This is a genomic window from Streptomyces sp. NBC_00568 (genome assembly GCF_026341855.1).
Classification (GTDB): domain Bacteria; phylum Actinomycetota; class Actinomycetes; order Streptomycetales; family Streptomycetaceae; genus Streptomyces.
In genome coordinates this window covers 3,390,806-3,403,711 of sequence record NZ_JAPENW010000001.1, presented here as the reverse complement: position 1 = coordinate 3,403,711, position 12,906 = coordinate 3,390,806, and the positions used below count along the sequence as shown (strand labels likewise).

The 12,906-nt window shown below is 70.8% G+C and carries 12 protein-coding genes; 6 read left to right on the top strand and 6 right to left on the bottom strand.

What is annotated here, in order from left to right; all coding sequences use genetic code 11:
- Positions 1–96: 96 nt before the first annotated feature.
- The 3 genes from OOK38_RS14845 to OOK38_RS14835 all read right to left on the bottom strand — a co-directional run bounded on the left by OOK38_RS14845 (position 97) and on the right by OOK38_RS14835 (position 2,512).
- Positions 97–1,299, bottom strand: a complete 1,203-nt coding sequence (locus tag OOK38_RS14845) for a hypothetical protein (RefSeq protein WP_266848484.1) — start codon at positions 1,297–1,299, stop codon at positions 97–99.
- Positions 1,300–1,307: 8 nt separating this feature from the next.
- Positions 1,308–1,562, bottom strand: a complete 255-nt coding sequence (locus OOK38_RS14840; protein ID WP_081218128.1) for a MoaD/ThiS family protein — start codon at positions 1,560–1,562, stop codon at positions 1,308–1,310.
- Positions 1,563–1,630: 68 nt separating this feature from the next.
- Entirely contained in the window at positions 1,631–2,512 is an 882-nt protein-coding gene (locus tag OOK38_RS14835; protein WP_266760184.1) for a S9 family peptidase, read from the bottom strand.
- Between the two features lie 253 nt (positions 2,513–2,765).
- On the opposite strand from OOK38_RS14835, the gene OOK38_RS14830 reads away from it, so the two are divergent.
- Positions 2,766–3,584, top strand: a complete 819-nt coding sequence (locus OOK38_RS14830; RefSeq protein ID WP_266760186.1) for a response regulator transcription factor — start codon at positions 2,766–2,768, stop codon at positions 3,582–3,584.
- Positions 3,585–3,607: 23 nt separating this feature from the next.
- Positions 3,608–4,630, top strand: coding sequence for a LacI family DNA-binding transcriptional regulator (locus OOK38_RS14825; RefSeq protein WP_266760188.1), 1,023 nt, complete (start codon positions 3,608–3,610; stop codon positions 4,628–4,630).
- Positions 4,631–4,771: 141 nt separating this feature from the next.
- On the opposite strand, the gene OOK38_RS14820 is transcribed toward OOK38_RS14825, so the two are convergent.
- Positions 4,772–6,529, bottom strand: a complete 1,758-nt coding sequence (locus OOK38_RS14820; protein ID WP_266760190.1) for a trypsin-like serine protease — start codon at positions 6,527–6,529, stop codon at positions 4,772–4,774.
- A 433-nt stretch (positions 6,530–6,962) separates the two neighbouring features.
- On the opposite strand from OOK38_RS14820, the gene OOK38_RS14815 reads away from it, so the two are divergent.
- The 4 genes from OOK38_RS14815 (at position 6,963) to OOK38_RS14800 (ending at position 10,617) form a co-directional block, all read left to right on the top strand.
- Positions 6,963–8,171, top strand: coding sequence for a S1C family serine protease (locus OOK38_RS14815; RefSeq protein ID WP_266760192.1), 1,209 nt, complete (start codon positions 6,963–6,965; stop codon positions 8,169–8,171).
- Positions 8,172–8,188: 17 nt separating this feature from the next.
- A complete protein-coding gene (locus OOK38_RS14810; RefSeq protein ID WP_266765750.1) occupies positions 8,189–8,371 on the top strand; it encodes a hypothetical protein in 183 nt (60 codons plus the stop codon).
- A gap of 78 nt (positions 8,372–8,449) precedes the next feature.
- Complete coding sequence (locus OOK38_RS14805) at positions 8,450–9,181, top strand: response regulator transcription factor (RefSeq protein ID WP_266760194.1); 732 nt, start codon at positions 8,450–8,452, stop codon at positions 9,179–9,181.
- A complete protein-coding gene (locus OOK38_RS14800) occupies positions 9,178–10,617 on the top strand; it encodes a HAMP domain-containing sensor histidine kinase (protein ID WP_266760196.1) in 1,440 nt (479 codons plus the stop codon). The genes OOK38_RS14805 and OOK38_RS14800 overlap by 4 nt, the downstream gene beginning before the upstream one ends.
- A gap of 86 nt (positions 10,618–10,703) precedes the next feature.
- Here the strand turns inward: OOK38_RS14800 and OOK38_RS14795 are convergent, their stop codons facing one another.
- Together OOK38_RS14795 and OOK38_RS14790 are read right to left on the bottom strand one after the other, a co-directional pair.
- Positions 10,704–12,509, bottom strand: coding sequence for an ABC transporter ATP-binding protein (locus OOK38_RS14795; protein WP_266760198.1), 1,806 nt, complete (start codon positions 12,507–12,509; stop codon positions 10,704–10,706).
- A gap of 74 nt (positions 12,510–12,583) precedes the next feature.
- Complete coding sequence (locus tag OOK38_RS14790) at positions 12,584–12,721, bottom strand: hypothetical protein (protein WP_266760200.1); 138 nt, start codon at positions 12,719–12,721, stop codon at positions 12,584–12,586.
- Positions 12,722–12,906: the final 185 nt, after the last annotated feature.

Below are 12,906 nucleotides of genomic sequence, written 5' to 3'. Positions count from 1 at the left end.
GGGCCCCCGGAACGGGGGCCCTTCATGGTGCTTGTCGATCAGCTGTGACGATTCGGCGCGGCCGGACGACCGGATCCGAACGGCCGGAACGGCCGATCAGCCCAGCGCGCGGCCCAGCAGGTAGACCGCCGGAGCGGCGGCGGCCAGCGGCAGCGCCACACCCGCGGTGAAGTGGACGAAGCGGGACGGGTAGTCGTAGCTCGCCACCCGGTGCCCGATCAGCGCGCACACACCCGCGCCGAGGCCCAGGAAGGCGCCCTGCGTGCCCAGGTCCGTCATTCCGCCGACCGCGATGCCGGCGCCCGCGGCGGCCAGCAGCGCGACGACCACGGAGGCGGCCGTGGGCAGCGGCAGCGCGCGGGCCAGGATCGCCACGGCGACCGCGGCGGCGCCCACCGTCACGGCGTCCGGCTCGGCCGCCAGATGCCCGGTCGCGATGATCGACAGTGCCGCGGAGACGACGGTCGCCATCAGGCCGTACATCCGGGTGTCCGGGTCGGCGTGGCTGCGCAGTTGCAGCACGAGGGTCAGCAGCACCCAGACACCGAGGGTGCCGAGGATCGCGGCCGGCGCGTTCTCCCGGCCCGCGGCGAGCAGCGCGACGTCCGCGGTCAGCGCACCGGCGAACGCCAGCGCGATGCCCTGCCGGGCGGGCCACATCCCGTTCAGCCGGAACCAACCCGCCGCGGTGACGGCCTGGAGCAGGACGAGCGGGACGACGAGCGCGTACTCCCCGATCGCCGCCGCCCCGGAGAGCAGCAGCGCGAGCACCGCCGTCAGCGCGGCAGGCTGCATCCCGGGCTCGATGATCGGCGACCGTCCCTCGGCGCGGGCGCGCTGGGCGTCGGTGATCCGGGCGTTGCCCGTGACGGTCGCGGGGCCGTACCCCCCGCCGGCCTCGCTCGCGCTCTCGCGGAGCGTCGCGCCGGGACGGGAGGGGTCGGCCCGGCCGTCGGTGCCGGGTGCCCCGGGGGCGGCCTGCGCGTGCTCAGGGGTCCAGGGCTGCTCCGGGGCCTCGGGCGGCAGGGGGTCTCCCACGGCGCCGCCGTACCCCTGGGGCTCGCCGTAGGACTGGTAGCCCTGCGGGGGCAGATACGCGGTGTCCGCCGCGGAGACCGGAGTCTGCGCCTGCGTCTCCCAGGTCTGCCCCTCCCACTGCTGGGTGTGCTGCTGCCACTCGGGCTGCTGCTGGGGCTGTTGCCGCTGGGACTGCCGCTGCGGCTGTTGCTGCTGCGGCTGCTGCTGCTGCTGATACGGGTCGTACCCCTCGTACTGACCCTCGTACGGCTGGTTGCTCATCGTCTCGCTCACCCTCCTGCGAACGGCGGGAGCACCTCGACCGTGCCGCCCTCGGCCAGCCGTACCGTCTCATGCCCTCGGGTACCCACGGGATCACCGTCGATGAGGAACGAGCATCGCCGCAGGACGCGGACGAGTTCGCCGGGGTGTCGTTCGCGGGCAGCGTCGAGTGCCTCGGCGAGCGTGCCCGCCTCGTACGGCTCCTCGGCGACGCCTGCCGCGGCCTTGGCGGCGGCCCAGTAACGCACCGTGCCCTTTGCCATCTCGTCCCTCAATCAGCGATCCGGTGTCTGTGGTCGTCCGCGCGCGTGTCCGCGTGAACCCCGTCAGGCTAGCCCGCGTGTGCGAGAGCCCAGTCACCGATACGGGCGAGCAGGTCGTCCGCGGCGGCGTTCTCGGCGTGCCCCATGCCGTGCTCCAGCCACAGGTCGGCGTGGCCGCCGGAGGCCTCGGCCAGCATCCGGGGGTGGTCCACCGGGAAGTAGCCGTCCCGGTCGCCGTGGACGATGAGGAGCGGGGTCGGCGCGATGCGCGGAACGCACTCGACCGGGGACGCCGGCACCGGGTCCCAGTCGCGGTGGTGGATACGGGTCCCGAGGCCGAGACGGCCCACGACCCGGCCCGCCGGGCGGGTTACCAGCCAGTGCACCCGCCGCATAGGGGCCGTGCCCCGGTAGTACCAGCGGGCCGGTGCGCTCACCGAAACCACCGCGTCCGGTCGCGCCTCCGTGCGCCCCTCGTGCTCCCGGCCGGGCACCGGCTCACGACCGTGCTCCGGGCCCTCTCCCCCGTACAGCGCCGCGTGCCGCAGCACCACCGAGCCGCCCATCGAGAAGCCGACCGTCACGATCCGGGTGTGCCCGAGTTCACGCGCCCAGGCGACCGCGGCCGCCAGATCGTGGATCTCGCGGTCGCCGACCGTGGAACGGCCGCCCGATCCGCCGTGACCACGGAAGGAAAAGGTGACCACCGCCGCACGGCGGCCCAGGACGCCGGCCGCCCGGCGCACGTGCGGGCGGTCCAGATCTCCGGTGAATCCGTGCGCGACGATGAACGCAAGGTCACCTGAAGAACCCGTTCCGGGGTCGTAGGCGGCATCGATCGTCACCCCGTCGACCGTGCGCAGAAACCTCCGCGAAGGGACGCGCGACGCTGTCTCAAGGCGTGGACTATTGAAAGATCGCGTCACTTGACCTGCCGGACCTGAGCTCATGTGGGCTATTCTGCTGGGCATGAGGACTCGGGCAGAGTAGCCCCCGGGTCCTTTTGTGCTTTCGGAAGCGTTGTATACGAAGCGGGAAACCGCAGGTGTACGGGGCTCCGGACGTGCAGCGGATCCCAGGGGCGCGGGAACCGCACGTACAGAGCAGTGCCGCAAACGTCCTCGCAGGGACCGAGGAGGAACCAGACGTTATGGGCGAGCGAACCGTGCACGAAGGCAGTACGACCCAAGTGGGTGAGGCGCGATGAGTTCTCTCTTGCTCCTGACCAATGCCCTTCAGCCGTCGACGGAGGTGCTTCCCGCTCTCGGCCTGCTGCTGCACAACGTGCGCGTGGCTCCGGCGGAGGGCCCAGCTCTCGTCGACACCCCGGGTGCCGACGTCATCCTGATCGACGGACGACGTGATCTCCCGCAGGTCCGCAGCCTGTGCCAGCTGCTGCGTTCCACGGGCCCCGGCTGTCCGCTCATCCTCGTCGTGACGGAGGGCGGCCTCGCGGCCGTCACCGCCGACTGGGGCATCGACGACGTACTTCTCGACACCGCCGGTCCGGCCGAGGTCGAGGCGCGCCTGCGGCTCGCGATGGGCCGCCAGCAGATCGTCAACGACGACTCCCCGATGGAGATCCGCAACGGCGACCTCTCCGTGGACGAGGCGACGTACAGCGCCAAGCTCAAGGGCCGGGTCCTCGACCTGACCTTCAAGGAGTTCGAGCTCCTGAAGTACCTCGCGCAGCACCCGGGCCGGGTCTTCACCCGCGCCCAGCTGCTGCAGGAGGTCTGGGGCTACGACTACTTCGGCGGTACGCGGACGGTCGACGTCCACGTACGACGACTGCGCGCGAAGCTCGGGCCCGAGCACGAGTCGCTGATCGGGACCGTCCGGAACGTCGGTTATCGATTCGTTACCCCCGAGAAAGTGGACCGCGCCGCGGACGAGGCGAAGGCCAAGGCGGCCCAGCCAAAGCCGGATGATGTGGACGAGACGGCGCACCTGGACGCCGCCACCCCGGCACAGGCCCCGGCGGAGCCGCAGGAAGCCTCCGTACGCCCTGCCCAGAGGTAGGTCCATCCGCGTAGACTCCGCGCGTGGCCAAGGTGACTAGGGATGATGTAGCGCGACTGGCGGGTACGTCCACCGCCGTCGTCAGCTATGTCATCAACAACGGACCCCGGCCGGTCGCCCCGGCCACGCGCGAGCGCGTTCTCGCCGCGATCAAGGAGCTGGGGTACCGGCCCGACCGGGTCGCCCAGGCCATGGCCTCGCGGAAGACGGAGCTCATAGGACTGATCGTGCCGGACGCGCGCCAGCCCTTCTTCGGGGAGATGGCGCACGCCGTCGAACAGGCCGCCGCCGAGCGCGGGAAAATGGTCCTGGTCGGCAACTCCGACTACATCGCCGAGCGCGAGGTCCACTATCTGCGCGCCTTCCTCGGCATGCGGGTCTCCGGACTGATCCTCGTCAGCCACGCGCTGAACGACCACGCGGCCGCCGAGATCGACGCGTGGGACGCGCGCGTGGTGCTCCTCCACGAGCGCCCCGAGGCGATCGACGACGTCGCCGTCGTCACCGACGACATAGGGGGCGCCCAGCTCGCCACCCGGCACCTTCTGGAGCACGGGTACGAGTACGTGGCCTGTCTCGGCGGTACGGCCGAGACGCCCGCCGTCGGCGACCCCGTCTCCGACCACGTCGAGGGCTGGCGGCGCGCCATGCAGGAAGCCGGCAAACCGACCGAGGGACGCCTCTTCGAGGCCCCGTACAACCGGTACGACGCCTACAAGGTCGGCCTGGAACTGCTCGCCGGGCCGCACCGGCCGCCGGCCATCTTCTGCTCCACGGACGACCAGGCGATCGGTGTCCTGCGCGCCGCGCGCGAACTGCGCATCGACGTGCCGGGGCAGCTGGCCGTCGCAGGGTTCGACGACGTCAAGGAAGCGGCCCTGACCGACCCCCCTCTGACAACGATCGCATCGGACCGCTCCGCGATGGCCCGCGCGGCCGTGGACCTCGTCCTGGACGACGGGCTGCGGGTGGCCGGCTCCCGGCGCGAGCGGCTGAAGCTGTTCCCCTCGCGGCTGGTGGTACGCCAGTCCTGCGGCTGCGCGTAGGCCCCGCGGGCCGACGAGGCCACACGCGCCACGCGCCACGCACCACGCATACGAAAGCGGAGATCCCCGCGCCCCTGACGGGGCGCGGGGATCTCTGCTTTCCGAAGGAAGGAAGAGCGGGAGGGGCGGGAGAGGCAGGAGCTAGAACAGCAGGTTGTACTGGTTGAAGCCGGTGCCGAGACTCTTCCGGGTGCCGAAGAGGCTGCTGGAAGCCTTGTTGGTGCCGGGGTAGAGCCAGAGCGTGCCGCCCGAGTCGCGGGTGAGGACGTCGGCGATACCGTCGCCGGTCATGTCCCCGTTGGCCACGTACGACGTGAAGTTCCAGCCCGTACGAGCCTGGATGCGCGCGGCGAACGGGGTCTTCTCGACCTGCGTACCCCGGTAGAGGTACAGGACGCCGGAGCTGTTGCGGACCAGCAGGTCGGCACGGCCGTCGCCGGACAGGTCGCCGCGGCCGAAGATCTTGACGTTCTTCCACGCCTTGTCGACGACCTTGACGCGGCCGTAGAACTGGCCGGTGCCCTTGCCCGGGTAGAGGTAGACCGAGCCGTCGGCGTCCACCGCGACCAGGTCGGGGCGGGAGTCACCGGTCAGGTCGCCGGGGATGGCGTAGGACTTGTAGCCGCCCCACACCGAGCTGATCGGCATCCACTCGAACTCGCCCGAGCCGTGGTTCAGGTAGCTGCGGTACAGCTTGCCGTCCCCCTTGTCGCGGACGATCAGGTCCTGGAAGAAGTCCCGGTCCAGGTCGGCCTGCATCACCCAGGTGGCGTTCTGCCAGCCGTTGCCCTGGTAGGCGCGGGCGGCCAGCGAGGTGCCCTTGCTGTCCTGCTCGAACAGACCGCCCGAGGGTGTGCGCTCCAGCAGGTCGGCGCGGCCGTCGAAGGTCAGGTCCGTGTCGTCGATGCGGGGCTGGGCGGCCCACGTGTACGAGGACACCTTGGTGAACACCGGGTAGGCGCCCTTCGCGGTGCAGCCGGAGACACCCCACGAGACGATGCCGACGACCTTGCCGCCGACGATCACCGGACCGCCGGAGTCGCCGTTGCACGGGCTCTTGGTGCCCTCGTCGGTGCCGGTCGCCGGGGTGCCCGCACAGAACATCGAGCCCTCGACGAAGTCGTCCTCACCGAGGACCGACCGCATCGCGGTGTCGCAGGTGGAGTCGGCGACCAGCGGCAGGGTGACCTTGCGCAGGTTCGCCGACAGGTCGGCGTCCTCGGCGCCGGAGGTCAGGCCCCAGCCGTAGACGGTGGCGGAGTTGCCGGTCTTGTACGAGGCGCTGTCGCCCGCGGCCACCAGCTTCGTCCACTGCTGTTCCAGCGGGCGGTCCAGCGTGAGGACCGCGATGTCGTTCTGGATGGTCGTCTCGTTGTAGTGCGGGTGGTTCCACTGGCGGTAGACGCCCGCGACGGTGCCGTTGGTGTCGTCCAGCAGACCGGTGGCACCGGCGACGACGGCGCCGTTGTCCACCCAGTCCAGGCCGGCGACGCAGTGCGCGGCCGTCAGGACCTTGTTCGGGGCGACGAGGGTGCCGCCGCAGAAGTAGCCGGCCCCGGCCGTGCTGTCGTAGTAGGAGAGCTGGACCATCCACGGCGCGGAGGAGATCGTCGTCTCGCTGCCGCCGATGATGAAATGCGTCTTCTTGGGCGCGGTGTCGGGGGTCGCCTGGGTCTTGGCGGCCTCGACGACACGGTGGCGCAGCTCCTTGTCGGAGGCGGTCGGCGCGGGCGCCGCCGCGGACCGGGCGACGCTCGCGTCGGGCAGTCCGGCCGGGTTGTCGGCCGCGGTGGCGGGCTGTGCCGCGAGGGCGCCGGCGCAGGTCAGCGCCAGCGCGACAGCGGCCGCCGGCAACGCCGTGGCGGAGCGTCTCCAGCGGGCGCGCAGGGCAGGTATCACTCAGGACTCCTGGGATGGGTGCGTGAGCTGTCTTCGTCAGAGGCCCGGGAAGGGCATACGACGCACCGGCCCGATCGACGACGGCAATCGCTTGCATCGACATCGGGCGTAACCGCGGAGCCCCCCTCCGGCCCGGAGATCGTAGGCACCACCCGCCCCTGAACACACGGCCTTCACAGCGGTCGGGCAAGTGTTCGCCCCCGGCCTTCCGTGACATCACCCGGGTGCAACCCACTGTTCGCCGAGCCCGTCCCGAAGGCGCCGGGAAGGGTCGCGAGCACACCGGGAGCGGGCCGCGAGCTCCACCGGTAGCGGGTCGCGAGCACCCACCGGGAGCTCACAGGAAGCGCCTTTATATCGGGCATACGAGGTTCTGTCGGGCTTCTCAGGGGCCACTCAGGGAGCTCTCATGATCGGGGGACAGTCTTTTTTCATGACCGAGAGCTTCCGCCGCAGCGGCGAGTACCCCCAGGGCGACGACCACGGGTCCGCGTACCCCCAGCAGCAGTCGCACCCCTCCACCCCCGTGAACCCCGAGTGGCCTCCCCCGCCGGCGTACGCCCCGGTCACGCCGGTCCACGTCGAACCGGGCACCACCGTGTGGCCGGGCTCCGGTCACGGTGGCGGCGGGAACGGCGGCCACGGCGCCGGCCCGTACGCCGGCCACCCCGAGCCCGAGGCCGCCGGCTCCACCGCGGTGTTCTCCACGGTTCCCGGCGGGCAGGAGCCCGCCGGCCCCGCCCCCGCCAAGCGGCGCGCCAAGGGCCCGTTCGCCCTGCTCGCCGCCGTCGCGATCGTCGCGGCGGCGATCGGCGGCGGCACCGCGTACGGCTTCCAGGAGCTGACCGGCAACGACACCGTCGCCTCCAGCAGCACCAGCACCAGCGTGGTGCCGACCAGCCAGAAGGGCACGGTCTCCGGCGTCGCGAAGGCGGTCAGCCCGAGCATCGTCGAGATCAGCGCGACCTCGAACGCGGGCTCGTCCACCGGCTCGGGCGTGATCATCACGACCGGCGGCGAGATCATCACCAACAACCACGTCATCTCGGGAGCCTCCGAGATCAAGGTGCAGCTGAACAACGGAAAGTCGTACACCGCGAAGGTCCTCGGCACCGACAGCAAGAAGGACCTCGCGCTGATCAAGCTCGAGAGCGCGCCGTCCGGGCTCAAGACCGCGACACTCGGCGACTCCGACGGCGTCCAGGTCGGTGACCAGGTCGTCGCGATCGGCTCCCCCGAGGGCCTGACCGGCACCGTCACCAGCGGAATCGTCTCCGCACTCGACCGGGACGTCACCGTCTCCACCGACGAGAGCCAGGGCCGGCAGCAACAGCAGGACGGCGGCAGCGGCCAGTGGCCGTTCGAGTTCGGCGGCCGGGAGTTCAACGGTGACACCGGTTCCTCCACGACGACGTACAAGGCCCTGCAGACCGACGCCTCGCTCAACCCGGGCAACTCCGGCGGCGCCCTGATCGACATGAACGGCAACATCGTCGGCATCAACTCCGCGATGTACTCGGCCGCTTCGGACTCCTCGTCGTCCTCGTCGAGCGCGGGCAGCGTCGGCCTCGGCTTCGCCATCCCGATCAACACCGTCAAGTCCGACCTGGCCACACTGCGGGCCGGCGGTTCCGACAGCTGACCCCGGAGGTCGCCATGATGATCCAGAACGTCGCGCACACCGCCTCGGACAGCGATGGCGACCCGGCCGGACTCCGCCTCGCCCTCGCGGTCGCCCGCGAGCTGCACGCACCCGCGCGGCGGGCCCCGGAACTGGTCCCCGCCGTCTCCCGGCCCGCCGCGCACCGGCCCTCCGCCCACCGCCGTACCGTACGAAGCTGATCCATTCCGGGACAGCCAGGAACGTGCGAGGCTGAAAGCACCCGATCACGACCCATCCCACTCGAGGAACCCACACCCATGAGCTCCGCCGAAGGCGACCGTGACACCCAGCGCATCCTGATCGTCGACGACGAGCCGGCCGTGCGCGACGCACTCAAGCGCAGCCTCGCCTTCGAGGGGTACGACACCGAGGTCGCGGTCGACGGCGCGGACGCCCTGGAGAAGGCGACGGCCTACCAGCCCGACCTGGTCGTCCTCGACATCCAGATGCCCCGCATGGACGGTCTCACGGCGGCCCGCCGGATGCGCGGCGCGGGCACGACCACGCCGATCCTCATGCTGACGGCCCGTGACACGGTCGGTGACCGGGTCACGGGGCTGGACGCCGGGGCGGACGACTACCTCGTCAAGCCCTTCGAGCTCGACGAACTCTTCGCCCGCATCCGGGCGTTGCTGCGGCGCAGCTCGTACGCGGCGTCGACGGGTGCCGTCGTCGAGGACGACGCGCTGGCCTTCGGCGACCTGCGCATGGACCTGTCGACGCGCGAGGTCACCCGTGCGGGGCGCCCGGTGGAGCTCACCCGCACCGAGTTCACCCTGCTGGAGATGTTCCTGGCCCACCCGCGCCAGGTCCTCACCCGCGAGCAGATCCTGAAGGCCGTCTGGGGCTTCGACTTCGAGCCGTCGTCGAACTCGCTCGACGTGTACGTCATGTATCTGCGCCGCAAGACGGAGGCGGGCGGCGAGCCGCGCCTCGTCCACACGGTCCGGGGCGTGGGGTATGTGCTGCGGTCCGGTGGCGCGGAGTGAGAAAGGTACTGCGCCGGTTCCGGTCCCTGCCCATCCGGGCCCGGCTGTCGCTTCTCGTTGCCGCGGCCGTGGCGTTCGGGGTGGCGACCGTCTCGGTCACCTGCTGGTTCATCGTGCAGGGGAAGCTGTACGAGCAGGTCGACAAAGATCTGCAGCGGGGTATGAGGGCCCCGAACCCCGCGATCGTCAGCGCCCTCAACTACTGCACCGCGACCCCGGACACCGCTGTTCCCCCCTTCCGGAACAACTACGTCCAAGTGGTCAAGGAAGACGGAACGGCCTGCGTTCTCGACAACTCCGTCGGCAAGGTCAAGGTCACCCAGTCCGACAAGACCGCGATCAAGAGCGGCGACCTCGACAAGTCCTACTTCCGCGACGGCACCGACGAGGACGGCAACGCGGTGCGCGTGATGCTTCAGCCGCTGGCCACCGCGGCCGACGGACGGCCCGGCCCCAACGTGGGTCTCATGATCGCCGTCTCTCTGAAGAGCACCCAGTCCACGCTCAACGATCTGGCGCTGGTCCTGCTGCTCGTCTCCGGCATCGGAGTGGTCGGCGCCGGAGCCGTGGGCCTCTGGGTCGCCCGCGCCGGGCTCCGTCCCGTCGACGAGCTGACCGAGGCCGTCGAGCACGTCGCCCGGACCGAGGACCTCACCATCCGCATCCCCGTGGACGAGGAGAGCGACGACGAGATCGCCCGGCTCTCCCGTTCCTTCAACTCGATGACCGCCTCCCTCGCGACCTCGCGCGAGGTGCAGCAGCAGCTCATCGCCGACGCCGGACACGAACTGCGGACGCCGCTCACCTCCCTGCGGACGAACATCGAACTCCTCACCCGCAGCGAGGAGATCGGCCGCCCGATCCCCCCGGCGGACCGCAAGGCGCTGCTCACCTCGGTGACCGCGCAGATGACCGAGCTGGCTGCGCTGATCGGCGACCTTCAGACGTTGTCACGTTCGGACGCGGGACACCCGGCCGACCGCGTGGAGGTCGTGGCGCTCCAGGACACCGTGGAAGCGGCCCTGCGCAGGGCCCGGCTGCGCGGACCGGAACTGACGATCACGGCCGATCTGGAACCCTGGTACGTCCGGGCGGAGCCCTCCGCGCTGGAACGGGCGATCGTGAACATCCTGGACAACGCGGTGAAGTTCAGCCCCGGGGGCGGCACGATCGACGTCCGTCTGAAGGACGGCGAGCTGACCGTGCGCGACCACGGGCCCGGCATCCCCACCGACGAACTCCCGCACGTCTTCGACCGCTTCTGGCGTTCCCCCGACGCGCGGGCCCTCCCCGGCTCGGGCCTCGGCCTGTCCATCGTGGCCCGCACCGTCCAGCAGTCCGGCGGCGAGGTGTCGCTGCGCCCCGCGGACGGTGTCGGCACGATCGCGATCGTACGGCTTCCGGGGGCTCCGACGGCTCCGCCCGGAATGCCGTAGCCGTAGCGGCCGCTCCCGACGAACGAGCCCCCACCCGGATTCGGGTGGGGGCTCGTTCGTCTCACGGGGCCCGTTCGGCTCCCGTGTCAGGCCAGGGTCGAGGCCGGTACGGAGGTCGAGGCCGGTGCCGGTGTCTGTGTCGGTGCCGGTGTCTGTGTCTGTGTCGACCCGGGTGTCGCCAGGCGGGCGTACATCCCGTCGTGTGCCATCAGTTCGTCATGGGTGCCGGCCTCCACCAGGCGTCCGCCGTCCACGACCAGGATCCGGTCGGCGTCGGGCGCCAGTGACAGATCGTGCGTGATCATGATGGTCGTACGGCCCTTCATCAGCCGGCGCAACGGCTGCACCACCCGGCGCGCGGCCACCGAGTCCAGCCCGGCCGTGGGCTCGTCGAGGACCAGGACGGGTGCGCCGCGCAGCATGGCGCGGGCGATGGCGATGCGCTGGAGCTGGCCGCCGGAGAGCGTGGCCGTGCCGGGTGCGATCTCGGTGTCGTACCCCTCGGGCAGGGCACTGATGAACTCGTGCGCGACGGCGTCGACGGCGGCGCGTTCGATGTCGGCGGGAGAGGCTCCCGGTCGTCCGCAGGCGATGTTCTCGCGGACGGTGCCGCGCAGGATCAGCGTCTCCTGGGGCAGCAGCGCCACGCTCTCGCGCAGGAACGGCAGGGACACGTCGGTCAGCGGCACGCCGTCCAGGCTGATGACGCCCGCCGTGGGGTCGTAGAAGCGGGTCAGCAGCTTGGACAGCGTCGATTTCCCGGCGCCGCTCGGGCCAGTGACGAGGACCAGTTCACCGGGTCCCGCCGTGAAGGTCACCCCGTGCAGGGAGTCGCGCCCGGCGCCCGGGTAGCGGAACGACGTGCCGTGGAAGGCGACCCAGCCGCGCACGGGCCAGGCGGGGACGGGTTCGGCGGGGTCCGTGACCGCCGGTCGCGCGTCCAGGATCTCCTGGAGCCGCTCGGCGCCCGCGGTCGCGGCGGTGAGGGTGAGCCCGAGCTGCCCCAGATCGCGGATCGGCGGATACAGGTACCCGAGGAAGGCCGCGAAGGCGAGCAGCTGCCCGAGCGACATGCGCCCCTGGGAGATCTCCCAGGCACCGAACCCGATCACGGCGAGCACGCAGAACGTCTCGACGACCTCGACGAACTGCTCGTACATCTCGCTCGCCCGTGCCCCGCGCACGGACGCCCGCATCCAGGCACGTGCCTCGCGGTCGAGCCGCTTCTCCTCGGCGCCGCGCCGGTTGTACGCCTGCGTCAGCACCACGTTGGCGAGCGACTCCTCGACGACGGAGGTGATCGCGCCGTCGGCGGCTCGTTCCTCCTGGGCGGCGGTCCTGATCCGCCCGGAGAACCGGCGGGCCGCGACGAGGAAGAGCGGGGCGAGGACGAAGGTGACGAGGGCGAGGTCCCAGCGCAGCCAGAGGGCCGCGGCGGCGTAGAAGACGGCGGAGAAGGCCGCGGAGACCGTGCCGACCACACCCGAGACGACCATCTGCTCGATGGCCTCGACATCTCCGGTGAGCCGCTCGACCAGGTCGCCCCGGCGATGCTTCTGGAAGAAGTGCGGCGGCAGATCCTGGACGTGCCGGAAGACGCCCGCCCGCAGCCTCAGGACGAATCTCTCCGCGGTCCACACGGCGAGCGAGTTGCCGAGAAATCCGACGAGCGCGCCGAGTACGGCGACGCCGAGCCAGGCCCCGGCGGGTCCCCAGAACGCGGACAGCGACCCCGCCTGCAAGGCGTGGTCGGTGAGTTCCGCGAAGAGCAGGATCGAGGCGGTCTCGGCGAGTGCCGCCGCGATCACGCAGCCGATGATCAGCACCAGCCATTTACGGTCTCCGCGTGTCAGCGGCCAGAAGCGCGCGAATGCCTCCTTGATTTCCCGCATACGGATTCAACTCCCTTCGGACATGGCCGAGGCGGGGCACCGGACCAATCCGGTGCCCCGCCTCGTGGTGGCTGTCAGCGGCCCTGACGGCCCACCGGGCGCCGCTTCGGAGCGGCGGCCTTCTTGGCGGCGGGCTTCGGCGCCGGCTTGGCGGCCCGCTTGGGAGCGTCCTTGTGCTGCTTCTTGACCGGGACGATCTTGTGGAAGCTCATGGGTTCTCCTTCTTCCGTGCGGGTGAATTCCCTTTGCCGTTCGCGCTGTTCGCTTTCGACATGGAAAACACTACGGGACCTCGAACCCGGAAATGACCGAACCGGCTGAGACCTCGATGAATTGCGACTGAAATGAATTCTCAGTCGAACCCCGGAACAGATCCGGAACTCACACAGACTTTATT

What these genes read in the sequence shown, in the direction of transcription:
- OOK38_RS14845 (WP_266848484.1), bottom strand. Translation starts at nt 1,299, where the DNA reads ATGAGCAACCAGCCGTACGAGGGTCAGTACGAGGGGTACGACCCGTAT.
- OOK38_RS14840 (WP_081218128.1), bottom strand. Translation starts at nt 1,562, where the DNA reads ATGGCAAAGGGCACGGTGCGTTACTGGGCCGCCGCCAAGGCCGCGGCA.
- OOK38_RS14835 (WP_266760184.1), bottom strand. Translation starts at nt 2,512, where the DNA reads ATGAGCTCAGGTCCGGCAGGTCAAGTGACGCGATCTTTCAATAGTCCA.
- OOK38_RS14830 (WP_266760186.1), top strand. Translation starts at nt 2,766, where the DNA reads ATGAGTTCTCTCTTGCTCCTGACCAATGCCCTTCAGCCGTCGACGGAG.
- OOK38_RS14815 (WP_266760192.1), top strand. Translation starts at nt 6,963, where the DNA reads ATGACCGAGAGCTTCCGCCGCAGCGGCGAGTACCCCCAGGGCGACGAC.
- OOK38_RS14810 (WP_266765750.1), top strand. Translation starts at nt 8,189, where the DNA reads ATGATCCAGAACGTCGCGCACACCGCCTCGGACAGCGATGGCGACCCG.
- OOK38_RS14805 (WP_266760194.1), top strand. Translation starts at nt 8,450, where the DNA reads ATGAGCTCCGCCGAAGGCGACCGTGACACCCAGCGCATCCTGATCGTC.
- OOK38_RS14795 (WP_266760198.1), bottom strand. Translation starts at nt 12,509, where the DNA reads ATGCGGGAAATCAAGGAGGCATTCGCGCGCTTCTGGCCGCTGACACGC.
- OOK38_RS14790 (WP_266760200.1), bottom strand. Translation starts at nt 12,721, where the DNA reads ATGAGCTTCCACAAGATCGTCCCGGTCAAGAAGCAGCACAAGGACGCT.